This window comes from Pseudoduganella chitinolytica (assembly GCF_029028125.1).
GTDB lineage: Bacteria > Pseudomonadota > Gammaproteobacteria > Burkholderiales > Burkholderiaceae_D > Rugamonas > Rugamonas chitinolytica.
Window position 1 is genome coordinate 441,793 of record NZ_CP119083.1, and the last position, 14,451, is coordinate 456,243.

Genomic DNA, 14,451 nt, shown 5'->3' on the forward strand with positions numbered 1-14,451 from the left:
AGGAGCCGTACACATGCAGGAATATCTCCGGCCCGCCGTATCCGCTTCGGATGCCGCGGGCGCCGACAATCTACGCCCACGCGGATCGAACCAGACCGGCATGCGCCAGTTCAACGAACGCGTCGTGCTGCAGGCGATTCGCTTGCATGGCAGCCTGCCCAAGGCCGACCTGGCGCGGCTGACCACGTTGAGCACGCAGACGGTGGCGCTGATCATTGCGCGCCTGACCGACGACGGCCTGGTGATGAAGCTCGATCCGCTGCGGGGCAAGATCGGCCAGCCGTCGGTGCCGATCGCGTTGCGTCCCGATGGCGCGTTCTCGATCGGTGTCAAGATCGGCCGGCGCAGCCTGGACGTGCTGCTGCTCGATTTCGCCAACACGGTGCGCATGCGTACCTCGCAGACCTATTCGTTTCCCGAACCGGACGCGGTGTTCCAGGCGATCGCGGAACAGGTGCGCGCGATGCAGGCGTCCCTGGCGCCTGAGCTGCGCGGCCGCATCCTCGGCATCGGCGTGGCGGCGCCGCTGTCGCTGGACAGCTGGCAGGAATTGATGGGCGTGAAGCACGGCCAGGACGGTTGCTGGCAGCGGCTCGACATCGCACGTCGCATCGAGGCCGACACCGGCTTGCCGGTGATGTTCGCGAAGGACACAGCCGCCGCCTGCGTGGCCGAACTGGTGTCCGGCAGGGGGCGCAGCATCAAGAGCTTCCTGTACCTGTTCGTCGATACCTTTATCGGTGGCGGACTCGTCATCGACAGCAACCTGTACGCCGGGCTGCACGGCAATGCCGGCGCGATCGGCTCGCTGCCGGTCGGGCTGGCCGCGCCGGGGGAAGGCCAGCCGGCGCAACTGCTGTCGACCGCTTCGTTGCTGGGCCTGGAGCACCTGTACGAAGAGGCGGGACTGGATCCGGCGGCGGCCTACGACGAGCGCGCCACGCAGGCGCCATGGGCCGAGCACAGTGCGCGCTGGGTCGACCAGGCCGCGGGGGGCATCGCGATGGTGGTTGCCAGCGCCAGTTGCATGCTCGATCCGGAAGGGGTGATCGTCGACGGTTCGTGCAGCCGCGCGCTGCTGGACCGGTTGATGGCGGCGATTATCGACGCGCTGGACTGCTATGACTGGGAAGGCGTGCAGCGGCCGCCGGTGCATGCCGGCATCATCGGGTCCGACGCGCGGGCGCTGGGCGGCGCGCTGCTGCCGCTTTACGCCAACTTCGCGCCGGACCCGGAACTGTTTCTCAAGCTGGAAGCCTGAGCAGCGTCTGCCGGCCTATGCCTGCAGCCTGCTTACCACCAGGCCTCGACCTGTACACCGGCGGACGTGCCGCTGGTCGCATTGCCGTACACCGGCCCACCATGGTTGCTGGCGTTGACCAGGGGCGTGGCGGCGCCGTTCCACTTGCCGTAGCTGACGAACAGGCGCAGCTCGGGGCGCGAGAAGTAGCCCTCGCCCAGCGAGATCGCGGGCGCCAGCGTCACCTTGGTCAGGCGCGCGGTCTGCCCGGTGCTGTCCTGCCGCAGCGCGGTATAGCCCAGTTCGGCCTGCAATTTGACGTTCGGCAGCACACCGTAGACCGGGCGCAGGCCTGCGGTCGTCCAGGTGTTGCGCAGCGCTGGATCGTCCGCCTTGTCCTTCTGGTACAGCGCGACGAACCCCAGGCTGAACTGGCGGGTCGGCTGGATCACCAGGTCGTCGAAGACGCGCACCCGCGTCACGTCCGAACCGAGTGCCGTGCTGCCGGATCCCCCCATGCGGGAGCAGCATTGGCCGATGCCCGTGCCCGGGCCGCTGCCATACTGGAAGCCGACCGTGTTGGCACCGCCGAGCACTTCCTGCCGGTGGAACAGCCCGACTGCCCAGCCGTCGTGGCCGGCGTCCTGCGCCGCGCCGTTGCGGCCCCTGGCCGTGACGATCGTCAGCGCCGCGTCGATGGTGCCGCCAGGATTGACGGGCAGGTCCTGGTACAGCAGGTTCTGGCGCAGCGCGGACGGCGAGTTGACGATAGCCCCGCCGGGACCGGTGGCATTGATGTCGTTGTCCTTGAATACCGCATAACTGAACTTGCCCGCGCCGAGCGGGATCTTGTCCAGGCCGGCGCCGGTGCCGTTCATGTTGATGTACTGCATGTCGAGCATGTGGATGTCGGGGCGATAGTAGTAGCGCTTGCCCACCCACGCGGTGCCGCCGTGCAGGAAGGGCAGTCCCTTCGCCTCGACATAACCCTTCAGTAGATGCAGGTTGGCGTCGCCGAAATCCGAGTTGGGCGAATACGCGTTGAGCCAGATCGTGCCGACGAAGCTGACGCCGTTGTCCGCCTTGGCCAACGCCTTCGTGTAGCCGAATTCCGCGTTCGCGTCGCACTCGTTACCCAGCCGGTAGTACGACGTCGGGCCGCCAAGCGCGTAGCAGCTTTGCGGACCATGCCGGGAACTGGTGCCGGCACCGGCGCGCAGATAGCCATGGAAACCCTCCGTGTCGTTGGGATAGGCCTCGGCGTGGACAGCGCCGCCTGCAAGCAAGAGCGCAGGTGCGAGGGCGAGGGAAAAGGCCATGCGGGCGATACCGGTCATGCTGTGTCTCCTGATTGGATTTATGAATGCTGTTGTACAGCGGGAGAATTGTGCACCCGCCATTTAACTAAATCAATAAGCTTTATTTAAAGTGGCGTTGACACAACTATACGGTGTCGAGCACCATGATTTATTCGAATACTTGATAAATGAACGCAAAAATATCGTTTGTGTAATGGGCAAATCGGGGGCTTAATGGGCGCAACTTACTTAGGGAAACATCGATGAAACTTGCTACCTTGAAAAACGGCAAGCGCGACGGCCAACTCGTCGTCGTCAGCCGCGACTTGCGCCTGTACCAGGCCGTTCCCGCCATTGCCGCCACGCTGCAGGCCGCGCTGGACGACTGGGACAACGCCGCGCCCCAGCTCGAGCGCGTGTATGCCGCGCTGAACGCGGGCGACGCGGCGGGCGCGCAGCCGTTCGACGAAGCGGCCTGCCACTCGCCGCTGCCGCGCGCCTACCAGTGGGCCGACGGTTCCGCCTACATCAACCACGTGGAGCTGGTGCGCAGGGCGCGCAATGCGGAAGTGCCGGCCTCGTTCTATACCGACCCGCTGATGTACCAGGGTGGCTCGGACAGCTTCGTGGGTCCACGCGACCCGATCTACGCGCTGTCGGAAGAGTGGGGCATCGACCTGGAAGCGGAAGTGGCCGTCGTCACGGGCGATGTGCCGATGGGCGCGACGCCCGAGGCAGCCGCGCGCGCGATCCGTCTCGTCATGCTGGTCAACGACGTCTCCCTGCGCAACCTGATCCCGAACGAGCTGGCCAAGGGCTTCGGCTTCTTCCAGTCCAAGCCGGCCAGCGCGTTCTCGCCGGTCGCAGTGACGCCGGACGAACTGGGCGCCGACTGGCAGGACAACAAGCTGCGCCTGCCGCTGCGCGTGGACCTGAACGGCAAGCCGTTCGGCCGCCCGAACGCGGGCGAGGACATGACGTTCAGCTTCGCCCAGCTGGTGGCGCACGCCGCCAGGACGCGCGAACTGGGTGCTGGTACCATCATCGGCTCCGGCACGGTGTCGAACAAGCAGGGCAGCCTGCACGGTTCGTCGGTGGACAACGGCGGCGTGGGCTACTGCTGCCTGGCCGAGGTGCGCATGTACGAGACGATCGAGGGTGGCGCGCCGAAGACGCCGTTCCTGCAGTTCGGCGACACCGTGCGCATCGCGATGCAGGACGCGGCCGGCCACAGCATCTTCGGGACCATCGACCAGGTGGTGCGCCCCTACGGTGAAAAGGGCGGGGCATGAAGCTCTATACCTATTTCCGCAGCTCGGCCGCGTACCGCGTGCGCATCGCGCTGAACCTGAAGGGGCTGGCGTACGACGCGGTGCCGGTGCACCTGCTGCGCGGCGGCGGCGAGCAGCGCCAGCCGGCCTACCGGGCCGTCAATCCCGGCGGGCTGGTGCCGGCACTGACGGATGGCGACGTCACGCTGACGCAGTCGCTGGCCATCGTCGAGTACCTGGAAGAGATGCATCCCGTGATGCCGCTGCTGCCGCAGGATGCGGCCGGGCGTGCGCGCGTGCGCGCGCTGGCGCTGGCGATCGCGGCCGATACGCATCCGCTGACGAACCTGCGCGTGCTGCAGCACCTGACGGGGCCGCTGGGCCTGACGGACGACGCCAAGATGGACTGGTACCGTCACTGGACGGGGGAAGGGCTGGCGACCCTGGAGGCGCTGCTGCAGCAAGGCGACACGGGCCGCTTCTGCCATGGCGACACGCCCACGCTCGCCGACTGCTGCCTGGTGCCGCAGGTATTCAATGCGCAGCGCTTCCACATCGACCTGGCGCCGTATCCGACGGTCGCGCGCATCCACGCCACGTGCGCCGAGATCCCGGCGTTCCAGGCCGCCCATCCGTCGGCCCAACCGGACGCCGAGTAGCCAGGCGCCGTCCCGGGTTTCGGCCGGGCGCACTCGCCGCGCCGACGGCGGGTCGCCTGGCCCGGCCGTGGCCCACGTCGATCGCGACCAGCGGTATGTCTTCGCCATCTGGCCGGCAGCCGGGGGCGCGGGCCAGGCGCACATGATCGATAAGGGCCAACGGGGAACCGAACCGCGCAACTGAGCTGCGGCGCCGCGTTGCGGCTGCCGGTCATCGGAAAGTGCGTTCTGCAGGGCCGATTTCAGTGTCAGATTTGAAACTTGGTTGTTGCTGCGGACATGCGCTTCGGCACGCGCGCGTTGACGCCGGTCGGCCTTACTGCCGCGTACGTTTGACAGTGCCCCGGCGCGAGCGGGATACTCGTTGCTCGCGGCCAGCCGCCGCGCGGTTTCCCTCACGCCGGACCATCCATACGATGCCATGCTGACGCCGCCGTCCTCCCTGCCGTTTCCGATCCGCAAGGAATGCCCGCCCGGGGCCTGCGATTGCCGCCGCGACGAACTGCTGGGCGACCCGCAGGCCGACCTGCGCGTGCTGCGCCTCACCAGGGAGGAGGAGAAGCGGCTGATCGCCCGCATCGAGGCGATCGCGTCGTATGCCGAGCTGCTGCGCATCGGCCAGCGCCTGGAAGAACAGCTGGGCGTTCGCATATCGATCGCGCCGGGGCCAAACGAGGTTCGCACGGTGCGCGGCTTCGCCATCGACATCACGACCGTGCCTGGCCTGTGCCGCAAGACCCGCCAGGCCATTCCCGCCGCCATCCGGCGCTGCCTGGACAGCCATCCGGAGATCGCGTTTGCCATTCTGGATGCGCACGACCTGCTGGGCCAGCGGTAACAGCGGCACCACCGCCGGCTGGGCAGGATGCGGCGCTTGCGTTATAATCGCGCGTTCGGCACCGTACTTCCCGTGCCCGTGCCCGTGCCCTCTCCGACTTCCTCCTCCTCGCTGCTGCGCCGCGGCAAAAAAATCCCCCCTCCGGCAAGCCCGCAAGGACTCTGTTATACTTGACTAAATCGATCAACTAATCAGGTTTTGATTGGTTGCCGAGCACGAGTTTTACTCGAATTCAACGAAGTAGCTGAATTCAACTGAGTACCGGAATTCAAAAGTCCACCTGAGCTCGTCTGAACTCAACCGAGGTTGTAATGCGTCTGACTACCAAAGGCCGTTTTGCCGTGACTGCGATGATTGACCTGGCCATGCGCCAGGGCAAGGGTCCCGTCACGCTCTCTGGCATCAGCCAGCGCCAGGCCATCTCGCTGTCCTACCTGGAACAGCTGTTCGGCAAGCTGCGCCGGCACGAGATCGTGGAGTCGATCCGCGGTCCCGGCGGCGGCTACAGCCTGGCCCGCCGCGCCGACAAGGTGACGGTGGCCGACATTATCATCGCCGTCGATGAGCCGCTCGATGCGACGCAGTGCGGCGGCAAGGAAAACTGCCATGGCGCCGACCACGCCACGGGCGCCCGCTGCATGACCCACGAGCTGTGGGCCACGCTGAACGAAAAGATGGTCGACTACCTGGACTCGGTCTCGCTGCAGGACCTGGTCGACCAGCAGAGACAGAAAAACGCCGACCAGAACGTGGTAGTGATGCACCGCAACCACGCCACCCTCGGATAACCCCTTTGGAGTAACAAGATGAACGCCCCAGAAAAGAACGTCGCCAAGGTCGCCCCGGTCGAGTTTCGCACCGCGCCGCACTTCCCGATCTACATGGACTACTCGGCCACGACGCCCATCGACCCGCGCGTGGCCGACAAGATGATTCCGTACCTGCGCGAGCAGTTCGGCAATCCGGCGTCGCGCAGCCACATGTACGGCTGGACGGCGGAAGCGGCGGTGGAAGAGGCACGCGGCCACGTGGCGGCGCTCGTCAATGCCGATCCGCGCGAGATCATCTGGACGTCCGGCGCGACCGAGAGCAACAACCTGGCCATCAAGGGCGCGGCGCAGTTCTACAAGACCAAGGGCAAGCACATCGTCACGGTCAAGACCGAGCACAAGGCCGTGCTGGACACCGTGCGCGAACTGGAACGCCAGGGCTTCGAGGCGACCTACCTGGACCCGCAGGACAACGGCCTGATCACCATCGAACAGCTGGCCGCGGCCGTGCGTCCGGACACGATCCTGGTCTCCGTCATGCTGGTCAACAACGAGATCGGCGTGATCCAGCCCGTCAAGGACATCGCCGCGTTCTGCCGTTCCAAGGGCATCATCTTCCACTGCGACGCGGCACAAGCCACGGGCAAGGTCGCCATCGACCTGCAGGACCTGAAGGTCGACCTGATGACGTTCACGGCGCACAAGACCTACGGCCCGAAGGGCGTCGGCGCGCTGTACGTGTGCCGCAAGCCGCGCGTGCGCATCGAGGCGCAGATGCACGGCGGCGGCCATGAGCGCGGCCTGCGCTCGGGTACGCTGCCGGTGCACCAGATCGTCGGCATGGGCGAGGCGTTTCGCCTGGCGAAGGTCGAGATGGCGGAAGAAACCGCGCGCATCAAGGCGCTGCGCGACCGCCTGGCATCGGGCCTGCAGGAAATCGAAGAGGTCTACATCAACGGCGACATGGACAACCGTGTGCCGCACAACCTGAACGTCAGCTTCAACTACGTCGAAGGCGAGTCGCTGATCATGGCCGTCAAGGACCTGGCCGTGTCGTCCGGTTCCGCCTGCACGTCGGCCAGCCTGGAGCCGTCCTACGTGCTGCGCGCGCTGGGCCGTTCGGATGAACTGGCGCACAGCTCGATCCGCTTCACGATCGGCCGCTTCACGACGGAACAGGACATCGACTTCGCCGTGGAACTGATGAAGTCCAAGGTCGGCAAGCTGCGCGAACTGTCGCCGCTGTGGGATATGTTCAAGGAAGGGATCGACATCAATTCGATCCAGTGGGCGGCGCACTGATTGTTACACCTGGTGTCTGTCACCCATTTTTCAGAATGAAAAATGGGTGACAGACACCGGTTTTAAAACCAGATAATGACGGTGTCAGACAGCCATTTTCCATGCTGGAAGATGGTGTCAGACACCAGTAGACAGGGAGTATCAAAATGGCTTACTCGGAAAAAGTTCTCGACCACTACGAAAACCCGCGCAACGTGGGCGCCTTTGAAAAGGGCGACGAAAGCGTTGGTACGGGCATGGTGGGCGCACCGGCCTGCGGCGACGTGATGAAGCTGCAGATCAAGGTCGGCGCCGATGGCGTCATCGAAGACGCGAAATTCAAGACGTATGGCTGCGGTTCGGCCATCGCATCGAGCTCGCTGGTGACCGAATGGGTCAAGGGCAAGACGCTGGACCAGGCCCTGTCGATCAAGAACACGCAGATCGCCGAAGAGCTGGCGCTGCCGCCCGTGAAGATCCACTGCTCGATCCTGGCCGAAGACGCGATCAAGGCCGCCGTGCAGGACTACAAGGCCAAGCACTCGGCCTAAAAGTTCGGCCTGGAAGTTCGGCCGAAGAAGCCGGGGCCCGCGCGGCCCCGTCGGTATCAGGAGGAAAAGAATGGCAATCACGTTGACCGAAAAAGCTGCGAAGCACATCAACCGCTACATCGAACGGCGCGGCAAGGGCATCGGCCTGCGCTTCGGCGTGCGCACGACCGGCTGCTCCGGCCTGGCGTACAAGCTGGAATACGTGGACGAGGTAACCGAGGACGATCATGTCTTCGAGTCGCACGGCGTGAAGGTCTTTGTCGATCCGAAAAGCATGCCGTACATCGACGGCACGGAGCTGGACTTCGCCCGCGAAGGCCTGAACGAAGGCTTCAAGTTCAACAACCCGAACGAAAAAGACGCCTGCGGCTGCGGCGAAAGCTTCCGCATCTGACGTCGCCCGCACCGTGCAAAACCACTTCGAGCTTTTCAACCTGCCGCAACGCTTCGCCGTCGACGCGGCCGCGCTGGACGCGGCCTACCGCGACGTGCAGTCGCGCGTGCATCCCGATAAATTCGTCAACGCCACCGATGCCGAGAAGCGCGTGGCGATGCAGTGGGCCACGCGCGCCAACGAGGCCTACCAGACCCTGAAGAATCCGCAGAAGCGCGCGCAGTACCTGTGCGAGCTGCACGGCGTGGACCTGCAGACGGAGTCGAACACGGCGATGCCGATGGCGTTCTTGATGCAGCAGATGGAATGGCGCGAAGAACTGGCGGAGGCGCGCGCCGGCAAGGATGCCGACCTGCTCGACAAGCTCGACGCCCAGTTGCGCGCCGCCCGCAAGGAGCAGCTGCAGGCCATCGAGGCCCAGCTGGATGGCGCCGATTACCACGCCGCCGCGCAGGGCGTGCGCGCGCTGATGTTCCTTGAAAAATTCGGCGAAGAAGTCCGCTTTGCCTTCGATGCGATCGAGGCATAACGCCGACAGCGCTGCGCCCGATCGACAGCACAAAACAACAACAGGTTTCACATGGCTCTTCTGCAAATTTCCGAACCGGGCATGTCCACGGCGCCGCACCAGCATCGGCTGGCGGTCGGCATCGACCTGGGCACCACCAACTCGCTGGTGGCGACCGTCCGCAGCAGCATCCCCGAAGTGCTGAACGACGAGGACGGCCACCCGCTGCTGCCGTCCGTCGTGCGCTACCTGCCGAACGGGCATGCCCACATCGGCCACAAGGCGCAGGCCGCGCAGACCACCGACCCGAAGAACACGATCGTCTCGGTCAAGCGCTTCATGGGCCGCGGGCTGAAGGACATCGCGTATGCGGAAAACCTGCCATACGATTTTGTCGATGCGCCCGGCATGGTGCAGCTGAAGACGGTGGCCGGCATCAAGAGCCCCGTCGAAACGTCCGCGCAGATCCTGGCCACGTTGCGCCAGCGCGCCGAGGATGCGCTGGGCGACGACCTGGTCGGCGCCGTCATCACGGTGCCGGCATACTTCGACGACGCGCAGCGCCAGGCGACGAAGGATGCGGCCCAGCTGGCCGGCCTGAACGTGCTGCGCCTGTTGTCCGAACCGACCGCCGCGGCCATCGCCTATGGCCTGGACAACGCCTCCGAAGGCCTGTTCGCCGTCTATGACCTGGGCGGCGGCACGTTCGACATCTCGATCCTGAAGCTGTCCAAGGGCGTGTTCGAAGTACTGTCCACGGGCGGCGATTCCGCGCTGGGCGGCGACGACTTCGACCACCGCCTGTTCTGCTGGATCCACGAGCAGGAAAAGCTGGCGCCTTTGACCGACGAGGACACCGCCGTGCTGATGGTCAAGGCGCGCGAGGCGAAGGAACTGCTGTCGACGAAATCCGAAGTGACGGTCGATGCGATCCTGTCGTCGGGCGACGAAGTGCACCTGAAGATCACGGCCGAGAAGTTTGCCGAGATCACTAAGCACCTGGTCGCCAAGACGATGAACGCGGTCAAGAAGGCGCTGCGCGATGCGAACATCGATGCGGACGATATCGACGGCGTCGTCATGGTCGGCGGCGCCACGCGCATGCCGCACGTGCAGCGCGCCGTGGGCGAGTATTTCCACACGATCCCGCACGCGAACATCGATCCGGACAAGGTGGTGGCGCTGGGCGCCGCCATCCAGGCCAACCTGCTGGCCGGCAACCGCGCCCCGGGCGACGACTGGCTGCTGCTGGACGTGATCCCGCTGTCGCTGGGCATCGAGACGATGGGCGGCCTGGTCGAGAAGATCATCCCGCGCAATTCCACGATCCCGTGCGCCCGCGCCCAGGAATTCACCACCTTCAAGGACGGCCAGACGGCCCTCGCGGTGCACGTGCTGCAGGGCGAGCGCGAGCTGGTGACGGACTGCCGCTCGCTGGCCCGCTTCGAGCTGCGCGGTATCCCGCCGATGGCTGCCGGCGCCGCGCGCATCCGCATCACCTACCAGGTCGATGCGGACGGCCTGCTGTCGGTCTCCGCACGCGAGCTGCGCTCCAACGTCGAAGCGTCGATCACCGTCAAGCCGTCGTACGGCCTGGGCGACGACGATGTCGCGCGCATGCTGCAGGACTCGTACGCGTCGGCCGAGACGGACATGAAGGCGCGCGCGCTGCGCGAAGAACAGGTGGAGGCGGAACGCATCCTGCTGGCGACGCAGGCGGCGCTGGACGAGGACGCGGCGCTGCTGTCGATTGAGGAGCGGGTCGCCGTCGATGCCCTGATGGTCCGCACCCGCGAGATCCTGGCGCAGTCGCTGGCCGGTACCGTCGACCACGCGGCCGTCAAGGCGGCGGTGGAAGCGCTGGCCCACGGCACCGAGGAATTCGCGTCGCGCCGGATGGACCGCAGCGTGCGCAGCGCGCTGGCCGGCAAGGCGCTGGACCAGGTGGCGTAAGCGTCGTCAGAACATATAAAACAACCGAGGTAACAAGTGCCACAAATCGTCATCCTGCCCCACGCCAAGCTGTGCCCTGAAGGCGCCGTCATCGAAACCGAGGCCGGCAAGTCCGTCTGCGACGTCCTGCTGGAGAACGACATCCATCTCGAGCATGCCTGCGAGAAGTCGTGCGCCTGCACCACGTGCCACGTGATCGTGCGCGAAGGCTTCGATTCGCTGAACGAGGCGACCGATACAGAAGAAGACCTGCTGGACAAGGCCTGGGGCCTGGAAGCGCAGTCGCGCCTGTCGTGCCAGGCGATCGTGGCGGACGAGGACCTCGTCGTCGAGATCCCGAAATACACGATCAACCACGCCAGCGAAGGCGGTCACTGAGGAGCTGCCGATGAAATGGACCGACATCACGGCGATCGCCGAAGCGCTGTACGACAAGTACCCGAACCTGGACCCGACGGCCATCCGCTTCACGGACCTGCACAACTGGGTCGTCACCCTGGAAGGCTTCGACGACGACCACAAGCGCGGCGGCGAGAAGATCCTCGAAGCCATCCAGCAGGCATGGATCGATGAAGCGCAATAAAATCGATGCCAAGGCGCCGGCGGCGCCGCTGCCGACGACCGTGACCGACATCCCGGAAATCAAGCCGGGCCAGTCGGTCGCGCTGCTGCAGGAACTGCACATCCTGACGCGCGACGGCAAGTTGAACCAGGACAGCCGGCGCAAGCTGAAGCAGGTCTACCACCTGTACCAGTTCATCGAGCCGCTGCTGCAGGACGTGCGCGCCGAACGAGGCGCCGTGTCGCTGGTCGACCATGGCGCCGGCAAGTCGTACCTGGGTTTCATCCTGTACGACCTGTTCTTCAAAGGGATCGATGACGGCTCGCATATCTACGGCATCGAAACGCGCGAGGAACTGGTGCAGCGTTCGCGCGAACTGGCCGCGAAGTTCGGCTTTACGGGCATGTCGTTCCTGCCGCTGTCGGTGGCCGAGTCCACCACGTCCTCCGAGCTGCCGGAGACGATCGATATCGTCACCGCGCTGCACGCCTGTAACACGGCCACCGACGACGCCATCGATTTCGCGCTGAAGAAGCGCGCCAAGCACATGGTGCTGGTGCCGTGCTGCCAGGCCGAAGTGGCCTCCGTGCTGCGCAAGAACAAGGGCCGAGACCTGGGCAAGAGCGCGCTGACGGAAATCTGGCGCCACCCGATCCACACGCGCGAATTCGGCAGCCAGGTTACCAACGTGCTGCGCTGCCTGCAGCTGGAGGCGCACGGCTACCAGGTCAACGTGACGGAGCTGGTGGGCTGGGAGCATTCGATGAAGAACGAACTGATCGTAGCGACCTACAAGAACCTGCCGCGCCGCCGTCCCACCGAGCGCCTGCAGGAAGTGCTGCAGACGGTGGGCCTGGAGGAACTGGGCCACCGCTTCTACGCCGGGCAACTGGCGGAAAGCGCGCGATGAGCTGGATCGACCTGCGCAGCGATACCGTGACGCAGCCGTCAAGCGCCATGCGCGAGGCGATGGCGGCCGCACCCGTCGGCGACGACGTGTATGGCGACGACCCGACAGTCAACTGCCTGCAGGACCGTGCGGCGGAGCTGTTCGGCTTCGAGGCGGCGCTGTTCGCGCCGTCCGGCACGCAAACCAACCTGATCGCGCTGCTGGCCCATTGCGGCCGCGGCGACGAATACCTGGTGGGCCAGGAAGCGCACACGTTCCGCTATGAAGGCGGCGGCGCCGCGGTGCTGGGCAGCATCCAGCCGCAGCCCATCGCCAACCAGCCGGACGGCTCGCTGGCGCTGGACGATATCGGCGCGCAGATCAAGCCGCGCGACGTCCACTTTGCCCGCACGAAGCTGCTGGCGCTGGAAAACACGATCGGCGGCCGCGTCCTGCCGCGTGCCTACGTGGCGGCGGCAACGGCGCTGGCGCACGAGCGCGGCCTGGCCACGCACCTGGACGGCGCCCGCATCGGCAACGCCGCCGTGCAGCAGGGCATCAGCCTGCGCGATGCGGTGGCGGGCTTCGACAGCGTCTCCGTCTGCCTGTCCAAAGGCCTGGGCGCCCCCGTCGGTTCCGTGCTGTGCGGCTCGCGCGCGCTGGTCGAGGAGGGCAAGCGCTGGCGCAAGATGCTGGGCGGCGGCATGCGCCAGGCCGGCGTCATCGCGGCGGCCGGGCTGTATGCGTTGCAGCACAACGTCGAGCGCCTGGCCGAGGACCACGCCAACGCCGCGTTCCTGGCCGGCGAACTGGCGCGCATCGACGGCCTGGCGGTCAGCACGCCGCAAACCAATATCTTCTACGTCGACGTGCCGGAAGCGCATCGCGCCGGCCTGGCCGAGGCGCTGGCAGCCGCCGGCATTCGCGTGTCGATGGCACCGCGCCTGCGCCTTGTCACGCACCTGGACGTCACGCGCGCCCAGCTGGGCACGGTGGCCGACGTCTTCACCACTTACTTCAAGAACTGACCATGACCGACTCCGACACGATCCGCCTCTCGAAACGGGTAGCGGACATGGTGCCCTGTTCCCGCCGCGAGGCGGAGCTGTACATCGAGGGCGGCTTCGTGCAGGTCGATGGCGCCGTCGTCGAGGAAGCCGGCGCCCGCGTGGCGCCGCAGCAGGCCGTGGTGCTGGCGCCCGATGCGACCTTGCTGGAAATCGTCCCCGTCACGATCCTGCTGAACAAGCCGGCCGGTGTCGATCCGCTATCCTGCCTGGTCCCCGAGGCGCGCAATGCGCAGGCCGCGAAGGAGCGCTTCCTCAAGCGCCATCTGCACAACCTGACGCACGCGCTGCCGCTGGACAGCGCGGCCAGCGGCCTGTTCGTGTTCACCCAGGACTACCGCGTCGCGCGCAAGCTGGTGGAGGAGGGCGCCACGGTGGAGCAGGAAATCATCGTCGACGTGCGCGGCGCCATCGTCGAGAACGGCCTGGCCCAGCTGAACCAGGGCGCGACGAAGGTGAGCTGGCAGAACGAAGGCCGCCTGCGTTTTGCCGTCAAGGGCCCGAAGCCGAGCCAGATCGACCGCATGTGCAAGGCGGTCGGGCTGACACCCGTCGCCCTGAAGCGCCTGCGCATCGGCCGCGTGTCGATGGGGGCCTGGCGGTGGGCGAGTGGCGCTATTTGCAAGGCTTCGAGCGGTTCTGAACCGACGCTGCGGCTGGGGTCTGTCCCTGCACAGGGACTGACCCCGAAGTTTGTTTGCGAGTCGCACCAGTCGGCGATGAACTTCAGGGTCAGTCCCCGATGGGGACAGACCCTTGCCGCGGTGGACGTTAGCGCGGCGCGCCCCCGGAGCCAGACCGCCGGGGCCGACCCCAGCCCTCGACTGCCTGTCACCACTGTCTCTGCCATCACCGCCGCTTCTTCGCATTCGACGTCGCCGTCGACGTATAGAACTCGGGCGGCTTCTTCGCCACCCAGTCGATGAACGTGCGAATCTCGTCGTGCGCCTGCAGTGCTTCCCAGGTGTGGTAAGTCTTGAACAGCTCGCGCTCCGTGAACACGGAGTGGATCTTGCGATGGCAGATCTTATGGATGGGGAACTGGGCGCGGCCCTTGAACGTGCGCGGCACCAGGTGATGCCGGTCGATGTTTTCCGTGCCCAGCGCGCGGCCGCACAGTGGGCAAAGCGGTTCGGCGGGACTGGCTTCCAGGGGATTCATCCGGCCCAG

17 protein-coding genes are annotated in these 14,451 nt (G+C 65.9%); 15 read left to right on the forward strand and 2 right to left on the reverse strand.

The features are described from left to right. Nucleotides 1-13 precede the first annotated feature (13 nt). Nucleotides 14-1,261, forward strand: coding sequence for an ROK family transcriptional regulator (locus tag PX653_RS01970; protein WP_277416279.1), 1,248 nt, complete (start codon nt 14-16; stop codon nt 1,259-1,261). 32 nt (nt 1,262-1,293) lie between these two features. Here the strand turns inward: PX653_RS01970 and PX653_RS01975 are convergent, their stop codons facing one another. Then, nucleotides 1,294-2,577 carry a maltoporin gene (locus PX653_RS01975; RefSeq protein WP_277416280.1) on the reverse strand — a complete coding sequence of 428 codons (1,284 nt, stop codon included), beginning with the start codon at nt 2,575-2,577 and terminating at the stop codon, nt 1,294-1,296. 224 nt (nt 2,578-2,801) lie between these two features. Between PX653_RS01975 and PX653_RS01980 the strand changes: the two genes are divergently transcribed. The 14 genes from PX653_RS01980 to PX653_RS02045 all read left to right on the forward strand — a co-directional run bounded on the left by PX653_RS01980 (nt 2,802) and on the right by PX653_RS02045 (nt 14,207). Then, nucleotides 2,802-3,830 carry a fumarylacetoacetate hydrolase family protein gene (locus tag PX653_RS01980; RefSeq protein WP_277416281.1) on the forward strand — a complete coding sequence of 343 codons (1,029 nt, stop codon included), beginning with the start codon at nt 2,802-2,804 and terminating at the stop codon, nt 3,828-3,830. Then, the gene (gene maiA, locus PX653_RS01985) at nt 3,827-4,468 is read left to right on the forward strand and encodes a maleylacetoacetate isomerase (protein ID WP_277416282.1); all 642 of its coding nucleotides are present in this window, start codon (nt 3,827-3,829) and stop codon (nt 4,466-4,468) included. The genes PX653_RS01980 and maiA overlap by 4 nt, the downstream gene beginning before the upstream one ends. 421 nt (nt 4,469-4,889) lie before the next feature. Further along, nucleotides 4,890-5,306 carry a hypothetical protein gene (locus PX653_RS01990; RefSeq protein ID WP_277418492.1) on the forward strand — a complete coding sequence of 139 codons (417 nt, stop codon included), beginning with the start codon at nt 4,890-4,892 and terminating at the stop codon, nt 5,304-5,306. A gap of 311 nt (nt 5,307-5,617) precedes the next feature. Further along, nucleotides 5,618-6,094: a Fe-S cluster assembly transcriptional regulator IscR gene (gene iscR / locus PX653_RS01995; protein ID WP_277416283.1), complete on the forward strand. Its 477-nt coding sequence runs from the start codon at nt 5,618-5,620 to the stop codon at nt 6,092-6,094. 18 nt (nt 6,095-6,112) lie between these two features. Next, nucleotides 6,113-7,378, forward strand: a complete 1,266-nt coding sequence (locus PX653_RS02000) for an IscS subfamily cysteine desulfurase (RefSeq protein ID WP_277416284.1) — start codon at nt 6,113-6,115, stop codon at nt 7,376-7,378. A gap of 146 nt (nt 7,379-7,524) precedes the next feature. Then, the gene (gene iscU / locus PX653_RS02005; RefSeq protein WP_107143150.1) at nt 7,525-7,908 is read left to right on the forward strand and encodes a Fe-S cluster assembly scaffold IscU; all 384 of its coding nucleotides are present in this window, start codon (nt 7,525-7,527) and stop codon (nt 7,906-7,908) included. A gap of 70 nt (nt 7,909-7,978) precedes the next feature. Next, entirely contained in the window at nt 7,979-8,302 is a 324-nt protein-coding gene (gene iscA / locus PX653_RS02010) for an iron-sulfur cluster assembly protein IscA (protein ID WP_107143149.1), read from the forward strand. A 13-nt stretch (nt 8,303-8,315) separates the two neighbouring features. After that, on the forward strand, nt 8,316-8,831 hold the full coding sequence (hscB, locus tag PX653_RS02015; RefSeq protein ID WP_277416285.1) for a Fe-S protein assembly co-chaperone HscB: 516 nt from the start codon (nt 8,316-8,318) through the stop codon (nt 8,829-8,831). Between the two features lie 51 nt (nt 8,832-8,882). After that, complete coding sequence (hscA, locus tag PX653_RS02020; protein ID WP_277416286.1) at nt 8,883-10,763, forward strand: Fe-S protein assembly chaperone HscA; 1,881 nt, start codon at nt 8,883-8,885, stop codon at nt 10,761-10,763. A gap of 36 nt (nt 10,764-10,799) precedes the next feature. After that, nucleotides 10,800-11,141, forward strand: a complete 342-nt coding sequence (gene fdx / locus PX653_RS02025) for an ISC system 2Fe-2S type ferredoxin (RefSeq protein WP_277416287.1) — start codon at nt 10,800-10,802, stop codon at nt 11,139-11,141. Nucleotides 11,142-11,151: 10 nt separating this feature from the next. Beyond that, nucleotides 11,152-11,346: a Fe-S cluster assembly protein IscX gene (gene iscX, locus PX653_RS02030; RefSeq protein ID WP_277416288.1), complete on the forward strand. Its 195-nt coding sequence runs from the start codon at nt 11,152-11,154 to the stop codon at nt 11,344-11,346. Beyond that, nucleotides 11,333-12,235, forward strand: a complete 903-nt coding sequence (locus PX653_RS02035; protein ID WP_277416289.1) for a class I SAM-dependent methyltransferase — start codon at nt 11,333-11,335, stop codon at nt 12,233-12,235. The genes iscX and PX653_RS02035 overlap by 14 nt, the downstream gene beginning before the upstream one ends. Further along, entirely contained in the window at nt 12,232-13,242 is a 1,011-nt protein-coding gene (ltaE, locus tag PX653_RS02040; protein WP_277416290.1) for a low-specificity L-threonine aldolase, read from the forward strand. Before PX653_RS02035 ends, ltaE begins: the two co-directional genes overlap by 4 nt. Nucleotides 13,243-13,289: 47 nt before the next feature. Next, the gene (locus tag PX653_RS02045) at nt 13,290-14,207 is read left to right on the forward strand and encodes an RNA pseudouridine synthase (RefSeq protein ID WP_307730947.1); all 918 of its coding nucleotides are present in this window, start codon (nt 13,290-13,292) and stop codon (nt 14,205-14,207) included. On the opposite strand, the gene PX653_RS02050 is transcribed toward PX653_RS02045, so the two are convergent. Continuing rightward, nucleotides 14,131-14,442 (reverse strand): HNH endonuclease signature motif containing protein, encoded by a 312-nt coding sequence (locus PX653_RS02050; protein ID WP_277416291.1) that lies wholly within the window; start codon nt 14,440-14,442, stop codon nt 14,131-14,133. The genes PX653_RS02045 and PX653_RS02050 overlap by 77 nt on opposite strands. Between the last annotated feature and the right edge of the window lie 9 nt (nt 14,443-14,451).